This is a genomic window from Sphingobacterium sp. InxBP1 (assembly GCF_026191775.1).
Lineage (GTDB): Bacteria > Bacteroidota > Bacteroidia > Sphingobacteriales > Sphingobacteriaceae > Sphingobacterium > Sphingobacterium thalpophilum.
Genome location: NZ_JAINDX010000048.1, coordinates 80,131 through 99,133 on the forward strand (window position 1 = coordinate 80,131; position 19,003 = coordinate 99,133).

The following is a 19,003-nucleotide window of genomic DNA, read 5'->3' on the forward strand; positions in this document are numbered from 1 at the left end:
GTTTGCACAATTAAAAGAATCGCTAATCATAAAAAATATATTATGGCATTATTTTCAAACGATTTAAGCAAAGAGCCGGTATTTGACGGCATTGGTTATGAACCGTCGTTCTTTTCGAGAAAGGCAATGGTCTCGACCAAAACAGATTACAGCAAAAAAAAGTACAACGACACCAACAAGGATACCAGAAAAAAGATCCTCGTTCTCTGTACAGAACAACGCTATATGACAATGAAAAACGGAAAAAAATTCTCTACAGGTAATCACCCTGTAGAGACGCTGGTACCTATTCTTCATTTTGAGCAGGCGGGATTTGAAGTTGACTTTTACACGCCAAATGGCGATTCAGTTAAGTTTGAAATGTGGGCGATGCCCTATGAAGATGAACACATCGGTAAGATCCTCGAAAAGTACAATACGCAATTTTCAAATCCTCATAGCCTCAAAGACTTTATCGCTGACAGCCGGAAATCTTATGTGGACTATGTGGCTGTGTTTATTCCGGGAGGGCACGGAGCAATGTTGGGGCTGCCAGAAAGCAAAGATGTAAAGGAGCTGATCAATTGGGTGGTTGCTGAAGACAAATACTTGCTGGCGATCTGCCATGGCCCTGCGGTGCTCTTAAGTGCAGCGGATGCTAGCAGCGAGGGCAACTTTCCGTATAAAGGATATAAGATCAATTCTTTTCCTGATGAAATGGACCTTACATTGCCAGAAAGTGGATACCAACCCGGAGAGATGCCTTGGTTTTATGGAGAAAAATTAAAAAAGCTTGGTGTGGAAATTCTAAACAAGAAGATCAGCGGCGATTGTCATGTGGACAGAAAACTAATTACAGCAGACAGCCCACTTGCCGCGGATAAATTTGGTAAAATTTGCGTGGAAGAACTTCTTGCTTACGAAAATCAAAGATAAAAAAAGGATCGCTTTTAGGTTGCCGACCCCTCCGGTCCGGCAACCACTTGTAAATGAAATCATCGGGACTTAGCAAAATTGTCGGACAACCGGCCGATTTCTTTTGTAGACAGTCTTTTATTATCCGACGCGATCACGATGCGATATCGAAATGTGACAGACTTTCCCGGTTTCAATGTCAAATTTAGGGCTTCAGCACCTTTGCTGAACACTTTCTGTCCTAATGGATTGGCGGCAAAAAGCCCATAGCCTCTCGCATGCCAGTAGGTTGGATATCCTATATTGTCGGGGTGGTCCATGATAACAATACTGATCGTATCCCCCCCTTTCTTCCCATAGAGCATACACCATCTGGCCCTTGAGCCCCATGCTGCATCTCCGGTCTTGTCCTCGCTGGTCAAATAGTTGCCGGTAACCGTGTTAGGATTGCTCTTTACTCTCGTCACTACACCATGCGTATCGGTAAACTGACGTTCTTCATCGGACGGTAATTCCAGTTCATGAGCAACACGCAGGCCGAGTAGACCATCTTTAACATCGGTAAAAGATACTGGTTGCTGAGCAGTGAGGATGGTAGTACGGTCAATCGTTCGGACCCTTCCTGTTGACTGAAAGACTAGCGTGGTACTTTCTTTCAACAAAACCTGTTGTTTTATATCGCACCAGTTCGCGGTATAATTTATGAGTCCCGTATCGCCACCTTTAGCTTCGTTGATGGCAGTCGTCTTAATCCAGCCGTATTTGTTGTTTTTATCCGGTGGTATGGCAGAGGAATTGTTCCAAAAATCGAGTCCGTTCACACTTTCATAGTTCATCCATAGACCAACGTGATGCGGATGGTCGGTGGGTTCATTCGCTCGTGACATAAGTGGATAGCCACGTGTAATAACTTCTCCATTGGCGGCATGGATGGGGAATAGCGTCGGTTTTTCCAGATCATCAGGATAAATAAGAGCAGTAAAAGGTTGGCCATCTGCTTCGACAGTAACGCTTTTGTGCAATTTATCGTGTCGGACGGTGATCTTTTGTTTATGTTGTGCATATATGGGCCCGACCATGGTTGCTAAATGTAAAAGAGATAGGATAAAATGTTTCATGTTGGTTAGCTATTTTAAACTTAATATTTGAATACCTTATCACCGGCGATAACTTCCTGTCGTTCACGGTCGAAGATTACTTTTTGGCCCGTACGGTAGGCAGCGTTGGCCATAATGACGGCGATCGAATGATTATAGCCCGCCTCGACGGGCGCATTGGGTTCCCTACGGCTGCGTACACATTCCATCCAATTGCGTATATGGGCCATGGTTACGGGATCACCTCCGGTATCAGCCGATGTCGCTACACGAATATCATTTAAGCTTGTTTCGGGTAATAGATTGGGCTTGAGGCCCATCATGCTGGCATATTTTTCGGTAAGGCCTCCTAAAGGCGTGATTTTATTCGTATCGAGGTTAAGTGTCCCGCCATTACTGTAGTATATTTCTTTTACCTCTTCCCCATCTGCAACACCGGAATTAGTCTGTCTCGACTTGAACAACACCTGAAACCCTTTGGTCTTATCATCAAATGGGCCGTAATCAAATACTGCAGTAAATGTATCGGCATTCTCGCGTCCATCTTTCCATACATAATTTCCGCCGTTGACTGCTACGCTGCGTGGATGGGGAAGGCCGCTAAACCAGTGTACCGTGTCGATCTGATGACATAACCATTGTCCGGGAATACCAGATGAGTATGGCCAAAATAACCTGTATTCGAGATAATGTCTCGCATCGAATGCTTCATACGGCCTGTTGAGCAAAAAGCGCCGCCAATCCACATCTTCTTCCCGAAGCTTGGCGACTAAGGATGGTCTGCGCCAACGGCCAGGCTGATTGACATTCCACGTAAGCTCTACCATCACAATATCGCCGAATTTTCCGCTTTTTATAAAATCATCCGCGGCAAAATAATTCGCTCCGCTCCTCCGCTGCGATCCAATCTGTACAATCTTGCCACTATCTCTTACCGCTTTTAATACGGCTCGTGCGTCATCCATGGTTTCTGCCAGCGGTTTTTCGACAAACGCATCTTTACCGGCCTTAACGGCTTCAATTGCATGCAGCGCATGCTGGAAGTCCGCCGTTGAAATCATTACAGCGTCAATGTCTTTCAGTCCATAAAGCTCTTCATTGTTCCGACAAGAGGTGATATCGTGTCCCAGCTTTTGTTTCCAAAAGTCAGTTCCTTCCTCCCGACGTAGTCTCCAGATATCGCTCACAGCAATGATGTCAAAATTTAAATCTTTGTAAGCGGCCAGAAACGAGGGCGCGTGAGCTCCCTTGTGGCGGTCAGAAAATCCAATTACACCGATATTTATGCGTTCATTTGCACCAAGGATTCTGCGATAACTGGAGGCACTGAAAGCATTAGCCCCAGTATACAGACTTGCTCCAAGCAAGCTTGCTTTTTTGATAAAATCTCGTCTTGAACCATTCATTGAATTAAGTTTATATACCTAGTAATATAATATGACATGTTTTTGTTTTGCCCGATAAAACGATTTGGTAATAAAAACGGTATTTATCATACATCGGAAGATAACATTCGCTAGGATATCGGCGATGTGCTTGATATATTAAAATAGGTGATTAATTAAATTTTTCTTACATTAGCTACGTGCAACCGTAGTATTACCACATGTTGCAGAAAATTTAATAAACCGACAGAAGCATTGGTCGAAATAGATAATGCTTTGAAAGTTAATCAAAATTATGATATGCATATTTTAATCGGACCGCAATTTTTTGCACCTTGGTAATGAGTAAAATGTCTGTGAAGATTTCAAGCAGGCTTTGTCCTTGAATCTCGAAAATAATCCTCATTTTGAAGTACACGAGAATTGTAGAAAATTGAAGATGTTATGTGAGACAAACATTCGTAAGGCAATCTTGCAGTTTTCCTTAGACAAATATGTTTTTTAGGCAACCCAAAATAGTGTAAATTGAACGTACAAGTAGCTAAGAAAATTTTCCGAAAAATATGGCTGTCCATTTTGTTATTAACGTTTAGCCATTTCGTGCACGCGTCTATACAAACCAGCAACAATAAACATGTTAACACAGTTCGGGTTGTTTATTTTTACGCTGCTGACGTAGAGGCGCCTCAAGGTTGGAGTAACCGCCTAGATCGAATTCTTAGAGATATCTCGTCCTATTACAAAGAGGAACTTGAAAATTCAGGCGTTAAAAGTAGCGGAATTCCATTTGAAACGGAAAATTCGGGCTATCGATACCACCTCGTTCAAGGCTGTAAGCCGTCAGCTGATTATAACATAAATTCTGGGACAGAAATAGAAAAGGAAATTTTCGAAAAGTTAGCCCCTGTTATGAATCCAAGTATAGAGCATATCCTTGTAATTACTTCATTAAACTATAAAAATGAGAAAGGTACCTATGTATTTCATTCGCCATACTACGGAAGGGGATCTGCTTCCTCTGGGTTGTGCATGGTTGCAGACTGCGAACTTTTGGACCCGGAATTCCTAAGCGACTCAACAACAAAAATGGTTTTTACAGAAATGTTTGCCACGGATAAAGAATGTTCTGTCGGAGAGTTCAACAGTTGGTATTTAGGGGGAATAGCTCATGAAATGGGCCATTTGTTCGGATTACCACATGACAACGGCTTTCCTGGCGAATTCAATAAAAATAAAATCTCCTTAATGGGAGAATATGGTAGCCGACATTACAAAGAAGAAAAATGGGGTGGTATAGTCTCCTCTAAGTTATCCCGGGCCTCGGTGTTTCAGTTGAGTAGTCATCCGATTTTTACTCAAAGGCCAAAATCTATTTACAATAAGAATGAATTTCTACTGCAATCCTACAACTTATCTCTTTCCGAAAGTAATACGAAGCTAAAACTGTATTACCATGCAGACACAATACCATACGGCGCTGTCACGTTAGTTCGTCCTTACCATATCTCAGAATATCTGAGCAGCAGCTATATCACGGTCATCGATCAAAGAAACTCAGCAGAGATTGACATTTCTGGTTTTGAGCTTAATACACCTCATGAAATCAGGATATTATTTTTGTTTAACAATGGATCTATTAAAGAATACCGAAAAATGATACTGCATAACGATGGTGGTCATTTTTTGACTTTGGATAATTATGGTCAAGCAACTGTAAATGACCTTATCAGATTAATAGAACGCGATGACCAACATAGTCAAAGACAGACAAAACTAAAACTATTACACCAATTGTTGCAAGACCAAACACCAGTAAGCCTTGACAACACAAATCTTGACAGCATTTTTCTTTCGGATGCAAAATGGGATGACGCATCTGTAGGCTGGGAAAACCCCGCACGAAATTTTTACACTACTGAATCGAACAAACTATTTTTCCTGGAAAGCAATGGTAAGATATTTAATAAAGGGTTATATGCACATTCCCCTTCTGTTTATAAGTACAGTCTAGCAAGAAAGTGGAAAAAACTGCATATCATGGCTGCTTTACGGGACGGAGCAGACAAACCCGAAGGTATTCAATTTTTTATTCGAGGTAATGGAAAAATACTGTCTTCGCACGATGTCAAACCAGGCGAACAGCATTTTTTTGATCTAGATGTAACAGAAATCGATGATCTCGAGCTTTGCACACAAGATAGGACAGGAAACAACTTTAATGCTTGGTCGATCTGGTGTGAACCACAGCTGACTAGATAGTATGTGAAAAAGCTGCCTTAGGTCTTTTTATTCTTCGCACGGTCTAAAAATGTCACCAGAGTTTTAATCGTATAAAATGTACGTTCATTTTTAATTGATTTAATCTTGAGGGCGATATCAAGAACACAACGCATTTAAACTGTCTATCTTTCAAACTCTATTATTCGTCCCAATAAAAGCTATCTGGTGTCGGCCTGTGCCCGAAAATAGCTGTTCCTATGCGAATCATTGTCGCCCCCTCTTCAATCGCTATTTCCATATCATCACTCATACCCATTGACAGTTCATGCATATTAACATGATCAAAGTTATTAGAAATGATCTTTTGTTGTATCTCCTTTAACAGACGGAAGCACTTCCGGACTTTTTCTGCCTTATTACTCAGCATGCCTATTGTCATCAGCCCCTTAATCCTTATCGTATTCAATTTGGAAACTTTCTCGACGAGTGCTAAAACGTCATTCGGACTTACCCCATATTTACTCTCCTCGTAGGAGGTGTTGACCTGTATGAGAACCTCCATTTGCCTTCCTTCGAGTAGCAATCTATGATGTAGCTTTTCCGCAAGATCATATCGATCCAGAGATTGAATGCACGTCACATCATATTTTAGAACTTCTTTAATCTTATTGCTCTGTAAGTGCCCGATAAAATGATTGACGTGTGGAAGTTCCTTTAGGCCCTCAAATTTCTCTTTCAATTCCTGAATCTTATTTTCGGCAATTAAAGTATATCCAGCTTCCAAGGCAACCTTTATACGAGCGACAGGCACTGTTTTGGTCGCCAGCAATAGCTTCACTTCGTCTGGATTACGGCCGCTGGCAGCGCATGCCTTTACTATTCTTCTTTGTACAGAATCTATATTTTTAACGATGTCCTGATTCATATCTTTGTCGTTATACCAAGTCATTTACTATATTATCTATTTGGAATATCAGCAGATAAATGTATCTGTGTTGTCTTTAAGATAGCGTAAAGGTAAATGAATATTGGGCTACCCGATTGGTGCAGCTTTGAAAATTTCACATGGTCCAGTGTTTATTTTTGACGTAACAAAAAGGACCGCCTGAAGTTGTTTCTAGGCGGTCTCACTTTATGCTTTAAGAGCTTTTACTAACCTCTTTTGTTATTTTTTACTCGTCAATGGGAAGATAGGCGTTTCCACATGTGCTTGTTCAATCAGAATACGTAATTCTCTCACTTTCTTCGGATTATCTTGCGCTACGTTCGTTTGTTCTTTCGGATCGCGTCTGAGATTATACAACTCCTCAACTGGACTACCACTGATGACCTTTTGTAGAATGAGTTTCCAGTCTCCTTTTCGTACGGCCTGACGCCCGCCGTCTTCATGAAATTCCCAATAAAGGTAGTCGTGGTGCTTCTGTTGCTTGTTATTACCCAATAGCGTCGGCGCAAAGGAAATACCATCGGTATAATGTGGTTGTTCTGCCTGGGCGAGTTCTACAAGCGTCGGCATGATATCCCAAAACGCCCCGAGATAGGTGGACGTTTTTCCCTCGGCAATTTTACCCGGCCAATAGGCTATGAATGGTGTTTTGATACCGCCCTCATATAGATCGCGTTTATTGCCACGTAGACCTCCGGAACTGTTAAAAAAGTTTGGATCTGCCCCCCCTTCTTTATGTGAACCATTATCGCTAGTAAAAATGATGATGGTATTGTCAAGCAATTGGTGCTGCTTAAGCTTATCGATTATCTGACCAACATATGCATCCATGCGGCTGACCATACTGGCGTACATGGCTCGTGGTTTATCTACACTGGCATAGCCAGCCACAGTTGCCTTGAGACCGTAATCATTTCCTCTGTGGACTTTTTCTTCGAACTTAGTTGCGTATTGCTGGTAAAACGCATCTTCCGGTCCTGAAAGTTCGGCATGAGGCAGTACGGTGGGTACAAAGAGGAAAAAGTGTTTGTCTTTGTTTGCATCGATAAATGCAAGTGTCCGTTCTTGTATCAACGCCGGCGCATACTGGCCCTTTGCCATCAGTCCGTTACCTTCAAGTTCTATACGCTGATTATTATGCCAAAGATGGGTCGGATAGTAACGGTGCGATTGTCGTTGACAATTGTAACCATAGAATTCGTCGAATCCTTTCTGATCTGGTGCACCGCTGGTGTTGACCATGCCCAAGCCCCATTTACCAAAGGCACCTGTAACGTATCCCGCCTTCTGCAGCAGCATTGCGATAGTCTGCACCGAATCTGCCAATGGTTGCTGGCCTTCTGGTTCAATTTCCTTATTGCCCCTAATATAGGTATGCCCCGTATGCTGCCCAGTCATAAGCGATGAACGTGATGGCGCGCAGACTGAAGTACCCGCATAAAAGTTGGTAAACTTCATACCCTGTCTGGCCAGAGAATCTATACGCTTGGTTTCTATTTTTTTCTGCCCGTAGACGCCCAGATCTCCATATCCAAGATCGTCTGCCATAATAAATACGATATTGGGCCTTCTATCCAAATTCTGTGCAATTGTTGCTCCAGACAAGAGCATTAGAAAAATAGCCGTCACTGTTCTTCTGATATTCAATGTTTTGAGTGCTTGCATATATAAAATTAAATTAAAATTACTCTGTATTTTACCATCCTTCGTTTTGTCTTAAATGTTCATTTTGGACCAGTTCTGCCGACGGTATAGGGTACAGATAGTAGTAGTCGGGAAAAGGCGATGGCGCTTTCCCTTCATAAGAAATATAACCCTTTGTCTGCCCATTTTCAAGTGGTATTGGTGTATTGGCTGGTACGTCTACACCTTTTGTGATATATCGGCCCAATTTTGTCGCAACAGCATATTGCATTTTTTTCCATCTCCGGAGATCATCAAAGCGAAAGCCCTCTCCCATCAATTCCACGGCACGTTCTCTTCGAATTTCCCACAGTACGGGATCGACTTCTTGATCGCGTTTCGGATCGTTGGGAATAGACGCAAGCTGCAACGGGGCGATGCCTCCGCGTGCCCTCAATTTATTGATGGTTTGATCAATAATTGACTGAGTGATTTCACCCAATTCATATTTGGCTTCGGCATAACCGACTAACAGTTCGCCCAGCCTGAAGATAGGAGCATCATTGATATCAACATTTTGAATGCGGTTGATCTTGTTGCTGAATTTATACAATCGATATCCCGTGTAACTTACGCTGAATGGCTGGCCATTATTAAAATCCACGTAATGGGGCTCTTCCCTCAATATCAAACCTTCCCAGTTCATCCAAGGTAATGTCTTATGTTTATCGTCGGATAAGGTTGCCATTAAGTCGATGTATTGCCGGTCCCTGGGATCATCCGTATACTCCCATAACATATTCGTTTTTCCGAGTTTAACCTTATAGGGTGGTGGAATCGTATAATATAAACGGGTATCCCTATTGCGAAACTCATCATACGCATTTTGATCCCCGGCAAATACCGGACTTGTCCAACGTGTCTGCCCGTCTTTCATCAAATACATATCCACTGCCTTTTTGGTTAAATCCCATCGGCCAGCCGAGTTGCGAGCGAGGGACGCTAGACTATGGGTAATCTGGTTCATCTCATACTGCTTATATAGAAAAACCTCCGGTACGTTGGCCAATGATTCACTATTAAAAAGCAAATCATAATTACTGATTAATGGAATGTTGTTGGCGAGCACCTTTTCTGCCGCTACAGCCGATAAACTTAAGTATTTTTCGGCATCTCCAAGCTTATGATATTTTCGCCAGGTCCCCTCCCGTAATCCGAATCGGGCCGTCAAAGCTAATACCACCTTACGGTTAATGGTATTGGGACCATCACCATTTTCTTTGATATTTTCGATGGCATAACTGAGCATGTCGGCTATATGTGCTGCAATTTGATCACGACTGCTCGGTTTCCCATAAAGAATATCCTTATCTCCGTCATCAATGGTACGTTCCACCCAAATGGCCTGACCAAACTTATTGAGCAGATCCATGTATTGATAAGCTTTAAAAAAATACCCTATGCTGCGGATATGTTTCTTTTCGGAATCGGACAATTGACTGGCCTGATCAATCGCGTCCAGAAGGACATTAATTGCACGTATATGCACAAACGGCCTGTTATAATCGTCACTAGTGGAAGGCACCACCTTACGTTGCCAGATCCAGTCTGATGTACTGTTGGCTTGAGCTTTTGCAAATAGATCACCATCAACTTCCGAATCTAGTGCAACATTGGTGTACCCTGTAAAGGTATTGTAAAATTGCCAAGCATATGAAATAAAGTTATTATAGTTGGTGAACGTACTCTGTTCTGTTAAGCTGCCTTCGGGAGTTAAGTCCAGCAAATTGCTACAACTGGACGAAGAGGTTAGCAACCCAAGACAAATAATATAGTGTATAAATTTTTTTTTCATGTTAGTCTGCGATTTGAATGGTTAAAAAGTGACATTAATACCAAAACTGTACTTTTTTAGGAAGGGGTATATTCCACCCGATCCGATATCTTCACCATCGGCTTCCATTCCCTTAGGCAAGTGATCTGCTTTGAACAAATTCTCGCCTGACAAAAAGAACTTGATATTATTAATTACTTTACTGCGCAACATTTTATTGTCAACGGTATATCCCAGCGTAATATTCCGTACACGAAGGTAGGATCCGTCGGAAAGATATTTTGTCTGCACCCGCCTATTTGCTCCTGTATTTAAACCGGCGTTGGCATATATCCGTGCATAGGTTGCATCGATATTGTCTGGTGTCCAGTAATCCAGATTGTTCTTATAAAGGGTGCCAAACTGATTGTTATATGGCCACATCAAGAAATTGCTTAACCAGAGATCCCTCTTACCCACGCCTTGTATAAACACACTCAGGTCGAAATTTTTATAGGAGAAATTGCTGTTTAATCCAAACTGGTAACGACGATTGCTGTTGCCAATCACTTTCATGTCTCCTGGGTCAGACACGGAGTTGGTCCCATTAAAAATGATGCCGTCATGATTCAGATCTGCGTATTTGATGTCGCCTGGATTTTGAGCTACACCTTTGAAGTATGGAATGCCGTCTTTGAGCTGACCATTCATCAGACTGGCGTCGAGGCTATTTGGTTTGAAATCATCGACTGTGTAGTAACCCTCGGTGACATACCCCCATATTTCATGTAGCTCTTTCCCTTTGTAATAACTATTGACCAGGCCTGCGCTATTATCAATTTTGGTAATAAATGCCCTGTTGTCGGACAGATTAAAGGTAAACGAATATTTGAAATCCTTGATTTTATCTCGCCAAGAGAGCTCCAGTTCCCATCCTTTGGATTCCAGATCGGTGATGTTCTGATAGGGTGGCTCCGCTCCCAGTACCGCGGGTAGGTCGGCCCCTCGAAAGAGCATACCAATCGTCTGACGGCGGAACCAATCAAAACTTCCGTTCAACTTGCTACTGAACAATGCAAAATCAAGCCCTAGATTAAGCGTGCGGACTTTTTCCCATGAAAAATTCGAACTGATTAAATTAGGTGGGTTAATTGTCAGATAACGAATTCCTGTATTAGGATCTATCCAGTTTGCATTGCTTGCATTCATCTGCGGAACTGTAGGAAAATAAACTTGGTTTCTATCTGTATCCAATACGACCTGATTACCTATCTCGCCATAAGAAGCCCTAAACTTCAACAACGAAAGATGATTTTTTAAATTGGACATAAACCCTTCTTCTGTCAGGTTCCAGCCGGCAGAGACCGACGGAAAAAAACCAAACCTATTATCTTTAAGAAACCGTGAAGACCCATCTATGCGGCCGTTAAGTTCCAAAAGATATCGGTTTTTATAATCGTAGTTCAATCTTCCAAAATAGCCCAGCACAGCATACTGCCCAAAGCTGTCGGCTGTATTCTGTGTTCCGGTGCTCGTACCCAATGATGGAGAATCAGGACTTAAGAGGCCATATCTGGTTGCGGAGAAGTATTCGGAATAACTTTTCTCATAATTTGTACCCACCAGCACTTTGATGTTGTGGTTTTCGACCGTGTGATTGTAGCTTGTGTATAGATTTAAGGCGTTATAATCTGTCAATGCATTGGAACGGGTATAAAAATCTTGATTGAATAGATACTCGGTATTGAAGTTGTTGGGATTCATATATCGATTTCTATTTTGGGCATTTTTAGTATTCTGGTTAGTTTTACTATAGGTATATTCCGCCGTGATATTCCAGCCCGGTAAGGGATTATATTCTAACTTGCCAAAGAGCCGGAGATTTTCTTCATATCGCCGCGCCGCGTCTTCGTATTTCAGGTAATTGTTCGGTGTACCATACGGTATGGATCTGCCATCATTATCAACAGTTTCGCCCGGATTAAGATAAGAACCAAACGTGAGTGCCCTATAAAACATCTCTCCCATATTTGCTGGTGTCAGCCGATTATCTTTTTTATAGAATACATTGACGCTCGCATTAACGTTTTTGAAGAGTTCAGCATTGACAAACGCGTTGAAATTGTAACGGCTATAACTGTCTTTTTTGGTCATCATAATCCCATCTTCATTGCTATACATTCCCGACAGTCGATAAGCGATTTTCTCAGAACCACCTCTAACCGAAAGATTGTGCAAATGTTCGAATCCTGTCTGGAATACCTCACTGTACAGATCGTACTCTTTCAAGGGATATTTGGTATTGTTCACCTCAGCTACTCCATCGATATATTTACCTGGATTGACCTGGTAATCTTTGAGTAATTCCAGCCATGTGTCTACATTTTGTCCCGCCCAGTTTGATGTATTGCCAAAGTCTTTTAAAGCTTGTACGAATTCTATGGGGCTTGCTTTTTCAGGCAAGGTGGATGGACGGCTCCAAGTTAGGTTGCTGGAGTAATTGACACTGGTAGGTTGATTTCGGGAACCTTTTTTTGTTGTGATCAAGATCACGCCAAAAGCGGCCCTAGCCCCATATATCGAAGATGCCGCCGCATCTTTTAAGACAGTGACATTGAGAATATCTTTCGGATTAACATCATCCATATTCATTGGGACATTATCAACCAGCACTAAAGGCGCCCCACCGTTAATGGACGTTTCGCCCCGGATATTCAGATCTGTTTGCGTACCCGGTCTGCCTCCTCCAAAGGTAATCTGTAAGCCTGGCAGCGCGCCTTGTAATGCCTGTGAACTGCTACTAATTGGCCGGTCCCCCAATACCTTTTCCATGTCAACGGAGGCAACAGAACCGGTAAGATTGGCCTTTTTCTGGGTACCGAAGCCCACGACAACTACCTCTTCGAGAGATGTTAGATCCTCCAGCAACCTGATATGCATAAAAGATTGACTCACTTTGACTTCCTGACTTGTATAACCGACATTACTGATCAGTAAAATTGCGTTAGGACCGCTGACTTTAAGAGAAAACTCCCCTTTATCGTTGGTGCTGGTACCACGATCACCACCTTTTTCAACGATTGTAACCCCTGATAATGGGAGGCCCTGTCGATCTAACACCTTTCCTCTGATATCTAGTCCTTGTAATGTGCTGCGACTGGCTGTGATCACGTAGGTGTCCTCACTCATGCTCTCCATCTTAAGCTGAAATTTGTTCAGCCACGGAGCCAATGCATTATTCCAATTCTGATTCTCAACGGAAATAAATGGCAGACGCTTGTTTTCTAACACGTTGTCAAAATATATGAACTTCACCTTGGTCTGCTTCTCAATTGTTCTCAAAACAGTTTTAAGGTCGGTATCCTTGATTTTTATAGATACTTTCTCTTGTGCTCTGGTGCTTATGCCGAAGGCTTTTACCGTGAATGCAAGGGTTAGCGCTAATGTTAATTTAGTCATTAATGCATATTTAATGGTACCAGGCTTTTGTGCAAAAAATACCTGACCATGTAAATTTTTTTTCATAGTTTTAAATTGATTATGGAACCATAGAGTACATTAATCTTTCTCAGGGACTTTGTACTCTTCATTTCATGAACATTTAGGATACGCCAGGTGGTGTATCCTTTTTCTGTATCTTAACTATAGTCTGTTTTCATCTTTATTTAGGATTAATATAAAATAATTGATTCGTTGTCGTATTTCAAATGTATGCCTGGATTAGCTAGAACGATGGTTTTTAGAACCTTGTCCAGACTAAACCCTTCCATTGTACCAGTGAAGGTAGTTTTCTCCAGCTCAGGGTTTTCGATTGAAATGCTTTTATTATACCATTTCCCTATTTTGGAGACAACAATGGACATTGGATCTGCATCAAAGGATAGCTTATTTTCAAGCCATAAAATTTCAGAAGGTAATTTCTGTCCTTCCTGGACCTTCAGTGATGTTCGCCTTACGGGCCCAACTTGGCCTTTTTCGCTCCTATCACTTCTAGTTTCAATAGAAGGAATTGTTATTTTTTCTCCCGGCGCCATACTGAATACATGACCATCCTTTTGGCTCGTCATTTCAATGGCCCCTTCTACAAGGGAGGTCTGTACTTTGTTTTCGTCTGGATATGCTCTAATATTGAACTTGGTCCCAAGCACGTTTACCTCTGCGTTTTTATAGGATACGACAAAGGGGTGCTTTTTGTCCTTGACAACGGAGAAAAAACCTTCGCCGACCAATTTGACCCGACGTTCTCTTTTGTTGAAGTCTGTCGCCAAATACAGTTTACTATCCCCATTCAACCAAACTGTACTGCCATCGGGAAGGCTGAGTATCCGTTTTTCGCCTTTTGCACTGCTATAATATATGCCGTAAGTTGACGTTTTATACTGGGTTGAATACCACAAAATACCGATAAGCAGTACCATTAGTAGACATGCTACGGCAAAATAAAATGGATAAGGACGTTTAATAGCCTGTTTACCTAGGTTCCGCAAGGGGTTAACACGCTCCAATGCGAATCTATTTTCGGATGCCCCCGATTCGGTCTCTTGAATCCTTTGCCAGGTGTCAGCAAACGCTCGGTCAGCCTGTGCGGCGTCCGTGGATGAGACTCGACTATTGCTGACAAATTTATAAAGAACCTCATGATACGGATTGTCGTCGATCAGCTGCTCTAAAAGCTTTTTTTCATCAGGGCTGAGTTTTCCCTGAATCTGTTTATTTAATAAATCTAGAAAGTGATCTTGATCCATATTCCTTTGGTTCTTTTACATAAGAGCCAAAACAAGGTACAAATCACCAATAGAAAATAATATATATGCTCAAGTAGTTGAATATTAGTCTTTTATTTTTTTTGAAAGAATGGAATCTCTTAAACGACGAAGTGCCAGCTGTATATGGCGGTCAACTGTGTTGGTAGAAATTTCCATAATAGCAGCGGTCTCGTGATAGGTACAGCCCATGTCTTTTACTAATGTGAAAGCCATTTTACATTTGGTAGGTAGTCCGTCAATAGCCTGCTGTATAATTTTTAGATTCTCGTGGGAAATATATTCCTGTTCGACACTTGGCGCATGGTAATGGAAGTCGATGATCTCTGAGATATCAATATGTGAAGCCTGCCTCTCCAGATACTTTATTGTATTGTTCTTAATGGACCTAAAAAGATACGTCTTGATGTTATCTATATCCATCAGCCGATCTTCTAATAGCCATAGTTTCAAAAAAATTTCTGAAATGATGTCTTCAACGGGTTCGGGAGATTTAAGGATAGCTAGCCCAAATTCATATAAGTCGGTGTGAAAATATTTGAACAAAATTTTAAATGCAGGTTGGCTCCGATCGAACGCAATAGCATAGCGTAATTCAGTCCATACAAAAGATGATTGGTTCAAACCCTGCATAACGAAAATATAAAATAAGGTCTATAGGCAATAAAGATATATATTTTTAGAAACAAATAAGAAATTTAAAATAATCGTCTTTACTGTATAATCACAGCGGATTGGTTAGCGCTCCACTAGAGCTTTCACAGATTCGCCGTTCTGGTCAACAAAATCAGCTTCCTTTTTTAGTAATTGATACCATTTTCGGAACGTACCGATAAATACGAGTAGCATCAGCAGCATAGCCAATATGGCCAACAAAGCTAATAATCGCTGCCCTTCAGGCAAATATATATCAACCACCTGAAGGTACCCCGCCCAAAACGTAATGCCTGCCATAAGTACGCCTGGTATCGCGGTAAATAAAGCATATTTTCCTCTATTCATCCGAATAAGTATCGTCGTACAGACGATAAGTCCACAAGCTGCCAGCAACTGGTTACTGATTCCGAAAAGTGGCCAGATACTGCTTACGTTGCCCGTAAAAACAAGATATCCCCATGAAAAGGTGAAAATTGCACTACATAGCCATACACCGGGCTTCCATTCTTTCTCCTTAAAAGCAGGAATGACAGTTCCCAGCATTTCTTGTAGAAAAAAACGTCCCACACGCGTCCCGGCATCGATGGCTGTAAGAATAAATACAGCTTCAAACATAATGGCGAAATTATACCAATATGCCATGACATTATCCATAAATGGCACCTTATCGAAAATATGGGCCATCCCCACGGCCAGTGAGACGGCACCGCCAGTACGTCCGTGGAGATCTACACCAATCCGATCGGAGAAATGCTGTAGATCCACAGCCTTTAACTCGGGATGCTGCGTCAAAAAATGTGCATAGTCACCCACTGGGGTGTTAATTGCAAAATAGTCACCGGGCATTAGTGTACAGGCAGCAATCAATGCCATCAATGCGACAAATCCCTCGACCAGCATGGCTCCATAGCCCACAAAAAGGATCTCATTTTCAGTAGACAACATTTTGGGTGTAGTGCCGGTAGCAATAATGGCATGGAAACCCGAAATTGCTCCGCATGCTATCACGATAAAAATAAAGGGAAGCACGGGCCCACCGATGACTGGGCCTCCGCCGCCGATAAAATCGGTCAAAGCTGGCATCTGTATCGTTGGATGCACAAAGAGAATGCCTATAGCCAACATAAGTATCGTGCCGATTTTGAGATAGGTGGACAGATAATCCCGAGGGACCAGAAGTAGCCAGATAGGTAACACGGAAGCCAAAAATCCATAGATCGCTATTGCTATTGAAATGGTCTTCACATCCCAGTTGAAAAGGTTGTGAATCACTGAAACCTCCATCAACCGATGCCCGACAATGATGCCGGCGATCAGTAGAATACCCCCCGATATGCTTGCCAACGTGACAGACCCAGCTTTATAGCGCATTAGCAGTCCCATAAATATCGCAATCGGCATCGTTAAAATAATCGTAAATAATGACCATGGTGCTTCGTGCATCGCACTGATGCAGGCTAAGGAAAGGCCGGCTAAAGTGAGGATCAAAATAAACAGAACGGCTATCCCCGCTATTCCACCAACTGCAGGACCAATCTCCTTGGAGGCAATCGTAGCAAGACTTTGACCTTTGTGCCTAACTGATGCAAAAAGCACGACCATATCGTGTACACCTCCACCCAATACACAGCCGATCAGAATCCATAGTGCGCCGGGCAGGTATCCAAATTGCGCAGCCAGTACTGGACCTACTAATGGGCCCGCTGCCGCTATGGCAGCAAAATGATGTCCAAACAGAACCTTGCGGTCTGTCTTGACATAATCATGGCCATCTGCAAACTCGACGGCAGGCGTCGCTATGGCGTCATTGAGTCGGAGTACCTTCTGTGCCATAAAGATCCCGTAACAACGGTATGCAATCGCGAAGATTAGTATTGACGCGAAAACTAGTGTAAGCGCATTCATATTGTCTAAATCCATCGTACCTCCAAGTAAAATTCTATTGCAATATATTATTTTTGTTCCAATACCTGCCCCGAATCCAGCAGCTGTTTTTTTAACAGGCCATAGTCGACATGCTGTACAACACCATCATTATCAAGAGCTAAATTAGCAGCACAGCCTGCGCTTTGTCCCAGCACCATGAATACCGGCTCCATACGAATCGAACCAAATGCTATATGTGAACTAGATAAACAGACCGGAACAAGCAAATTTGTGCATTCGCGGCCTTTTGGTATTATTGATCTGTATGAAATGGCATAAGGCTGGGGTACATGAACACCGATATCTCCCTCATTCTGTACATACCCCTCTTCCGTCACATAGCGTTGTACATTGTGTGAATCTAAGGTATATGAGCCCATCCCGATGGGATCTTCGACTTTACGTTTGCCGAAAATGTGCTGCTCGGTCGTTACCAATTGCCCTACCATTCTCCTAGCTTCACGTATGTATAGCTGAAAGGGCCAATTGTCATTATCTTGAAACTCGTCCTTTGCTAAACCCCATTCAGCCATTTTCTCTCTGATTGGAGCGGGTACGGACGGATCATTTCCCATAAAATAATACAGTCCCATTTGATAATTGCGATGTGCTTCGACAATGGCTTTTCGCTGCACATAACTTGCTTCCGGATAGGAATAGTTCATCCCGATAAAATCAGTACTGAAGGGTCCATGGTTATTGGCATCAGTCTTATTGTTGGGCACCATATCAAATTTTTGAAAAGGCTCATTCCAGCCTGAACGGAACAAACGTTGCAGCAGGACGTAATTGTGTGGATCGTAGTTGGACGGCTTAGGAATCGCCTTACGATTCCGGGGATCATTGGTCAAGCACATACGAAAACAATAGGCTTGAAGCTTTTTGTCTGCAGTGCCGTACAATCCGGGATCTTCATCGGAAACCCCAAAAACCAAACCGCTGCGTGGATCACCTTCCCTGTTGTATGGACTTATCTGTGCAACAAAATGATGCCGATGTTGAAATACACCTGTTTGGACACCATTCCATCGTTCTCCATAGGTTTGATTTGCCTCCCTGCCAATGGTGTACGTTACCTTTGCCAGAGCCATCAGGTCACCTTCATATGTCGCATCGATAAATATCTTCGCCTCATAGATCGTTCCATCTAAAGTTTTAATCGATTTGATCTGAGTGCCTTGTTTTTCTATCGAACTCTCCCGCCTATCCAGGTATGCCTCGCGAACTACTTCAATCTCATGATCCCGAACCCACGAGTCAAAGATATTCTCGGCAACATGGGGCTCGAAGATCCACATCGTGCTATGCTCACTATCCATAGCCACGGTACCTTGCCCCCTGTTGCCAAAGGATGCCCGGGATTGCCAATGCCAACTGGATTCTCTGGAATAATGTTCGTATACGTCTTGGTAAAACTTTTTTGCCAAGCCACCGATAACTGTTTTATTACCAGTATCAGTAAAACCAAGACCCCCCGAGCTCATGCCTCCTAAATGCTTGTCTGGAGATACGACGACGACAGATCTGCCTCCTTGCTTCACTTGTAACGCAGCGGTAATGGCTGCTGGTGTTCCTCCATAAACCAAAACATCAACTTTCTTGGTTAAATGCTGCGCTTCAACCTGAAAAAAGGCTAAGGCAAGCACCAATTTTAACGTTATTTTTATTTTTTGCATACA

General features: G+C 42.5%; 12 protein-coding genes. 2 read left to right on the forward strand and 10 right to left on the reverse strand.

The features are described from left to right. Positions 1-42 precede the first annotated feature (42 nt). Entirely contained in the window at positions 43-915 is an 873-nt protein-coding gene (locus K7A41_RS18240; RefSeq protein WP_265714820.1) for a DJ-1/PfpI family protein, read from the forward strand. A 59-nt stretch (positions 916-974) separates the two neighbouring features. Here the strand turns inward: K7A41_RS18240 and K7A41_RS18245 are convergent, their stop codons facing one another. Further along, on the reverse strand, positions 975-2,012 hold the full coding sequence (locus K7A41_RS18245) for a PmoA family protein (RefSeq protein WP_265714821.1): 1,038 nt from the start codon (positions 2,010-2,012) through the stop codon (positions 975-977). 20 nt (positions 2,013-2,032) lie between these two features. Further along, a complete protein-coding gene (locus K7A41_RS18250) occupies positions 2,033-3,397 on the reverse strand; it encodes a Gfo/Idh/MocA family protein (protein WP_265714822.1) in 1,365 nt (454 codons plus the stop codon). A gap of 504 nt (positions 3,398-3,901) precedes the next feature. Between K7A41_RS18250 and K7A41_RS18255 the strand changes: the two genes are divergently transcribed. Beyond that, positions 3,902-5,635: an NPCBM/NEW2 domain-containing protein gene (locus K7A41_RS18255; RefSeq protein ID WP_265714823.1), complete on the forward strand. Its 1,734-nt coding sequence runs from the start codon at positions 3,902-3,904 to the stop codon at positions 5,633-5,635. Between the two features lie 160 nt (positions 5,636-5,795). Here the strand turns inward: K7A41_RS18255 and K7A41_RS18260 are convergent, their stop codons facing one another. The 8 genes from K7A41_RS18260 to K7A41_RS18295 form a co-directional block, all read right to left on the reverse strand. Next, the gene (locus K7A41_RS18260) at positions 5,796-6,545 is read right to left on the reverse strand and encodes a YggS family pyridoxal phosphate-dependent enzyme (protein WP_265714824.1); all 750 of its coding nucleotides are present in this window, start codon (positions 6,543-6,545) and stop codon (positions 5,796-5,798) included. A 216-nt stretch (positions 6,546-6,761) separates the two neighbouring features. Continuing rightward, complete coding sequence (locus tag K7A41_RS18265; RefSeq protein ID WP_265714825.1) at positions 6,762-8,207, reverse strand: arylsulfatase; 1,446 nt, start codon at positions 8,205-8,207, stop codon at positions 6,762-6,764. A 31-nt stretch (positions 8,208-8,238) separates the two neighbouring features. After that, positions 8,239-10,020 (reverse strand): RagB/SusD family nutrient uptake outer membrane protein, encoded by a 1,782-nt coding sequence (locus K7A41_RS18270; protein WP_265714826.1) that lies wholly within the window; start codon positions 10,018-10,020, stop codon positions 8,239-8,241. Between the two features lie 21 nt (positions 10,021-10,041). Further along, a complete protein-coding gene (locus K7A41_RS18275) occupies positions 10,042-13,503 on the reverse strand; it encodes a SusC/RagA family TonB-linked outer membrane protein (protein WP_265714827.1) in 3,462 nt (1,153 codons plus the stop codon). 146 nt (positions 13,504-13,649) lie between these two features. Next, positions 13,650-14,723 carry a FecR family protein gene (locus tag K7A41_RS18280; RefSeq protein ID WP_265714828.1) on the reverse strand — a complete coding sequence of 358 codons (1,074 nt, stop codon included), beginning with the start codon at positions 14,721-14,723 and terminating at the stop codon, positions 13,650-13,652. A gap of 84 nt (positions 14,724-14,807) precedes the next feature. Further along, the gene (locus K7A41_RS18285) at positions 14,808-15,374 is read right to left on the reverse strand and encodes an RNA polymerase sigma factor (protein WP_265714829.1); all 567 of its coding nucleotides are present in this window, start codon (positions 15,372-15,374) and stop codon (positions 14,808-14,810) included. A 105-nt stretch (positions 15,375-15,479) separates the two neighbouring features. Further along, the gene (locus K7A41_RS18290) at positions 15,480-17,318 is read right to left on the reverse strand and encodes a carbon starvation protein A (protein WP_265714830.1); all 1,839 of its coding nucleotides are present in this window, start codon (positions 17,316-17,318) and stop codon (positions 15,480-15,482) included. Between the two features lie 32 nt (positions 17,319-17,350). Then, positions 17,351-19,000 (reverse strand): FAD-dependent oxidoreductase, encoded by a 1,650-nt coding sequence (locus tag K7A41_RS18295; RefSeq protein WP_265714831.1) that lies wholly within the window; start codon positions 18,998-19,000, stop codon positions 17,351-17,353. Positions 19,001-19,003 lie beyond the last annotated feature (3 nt).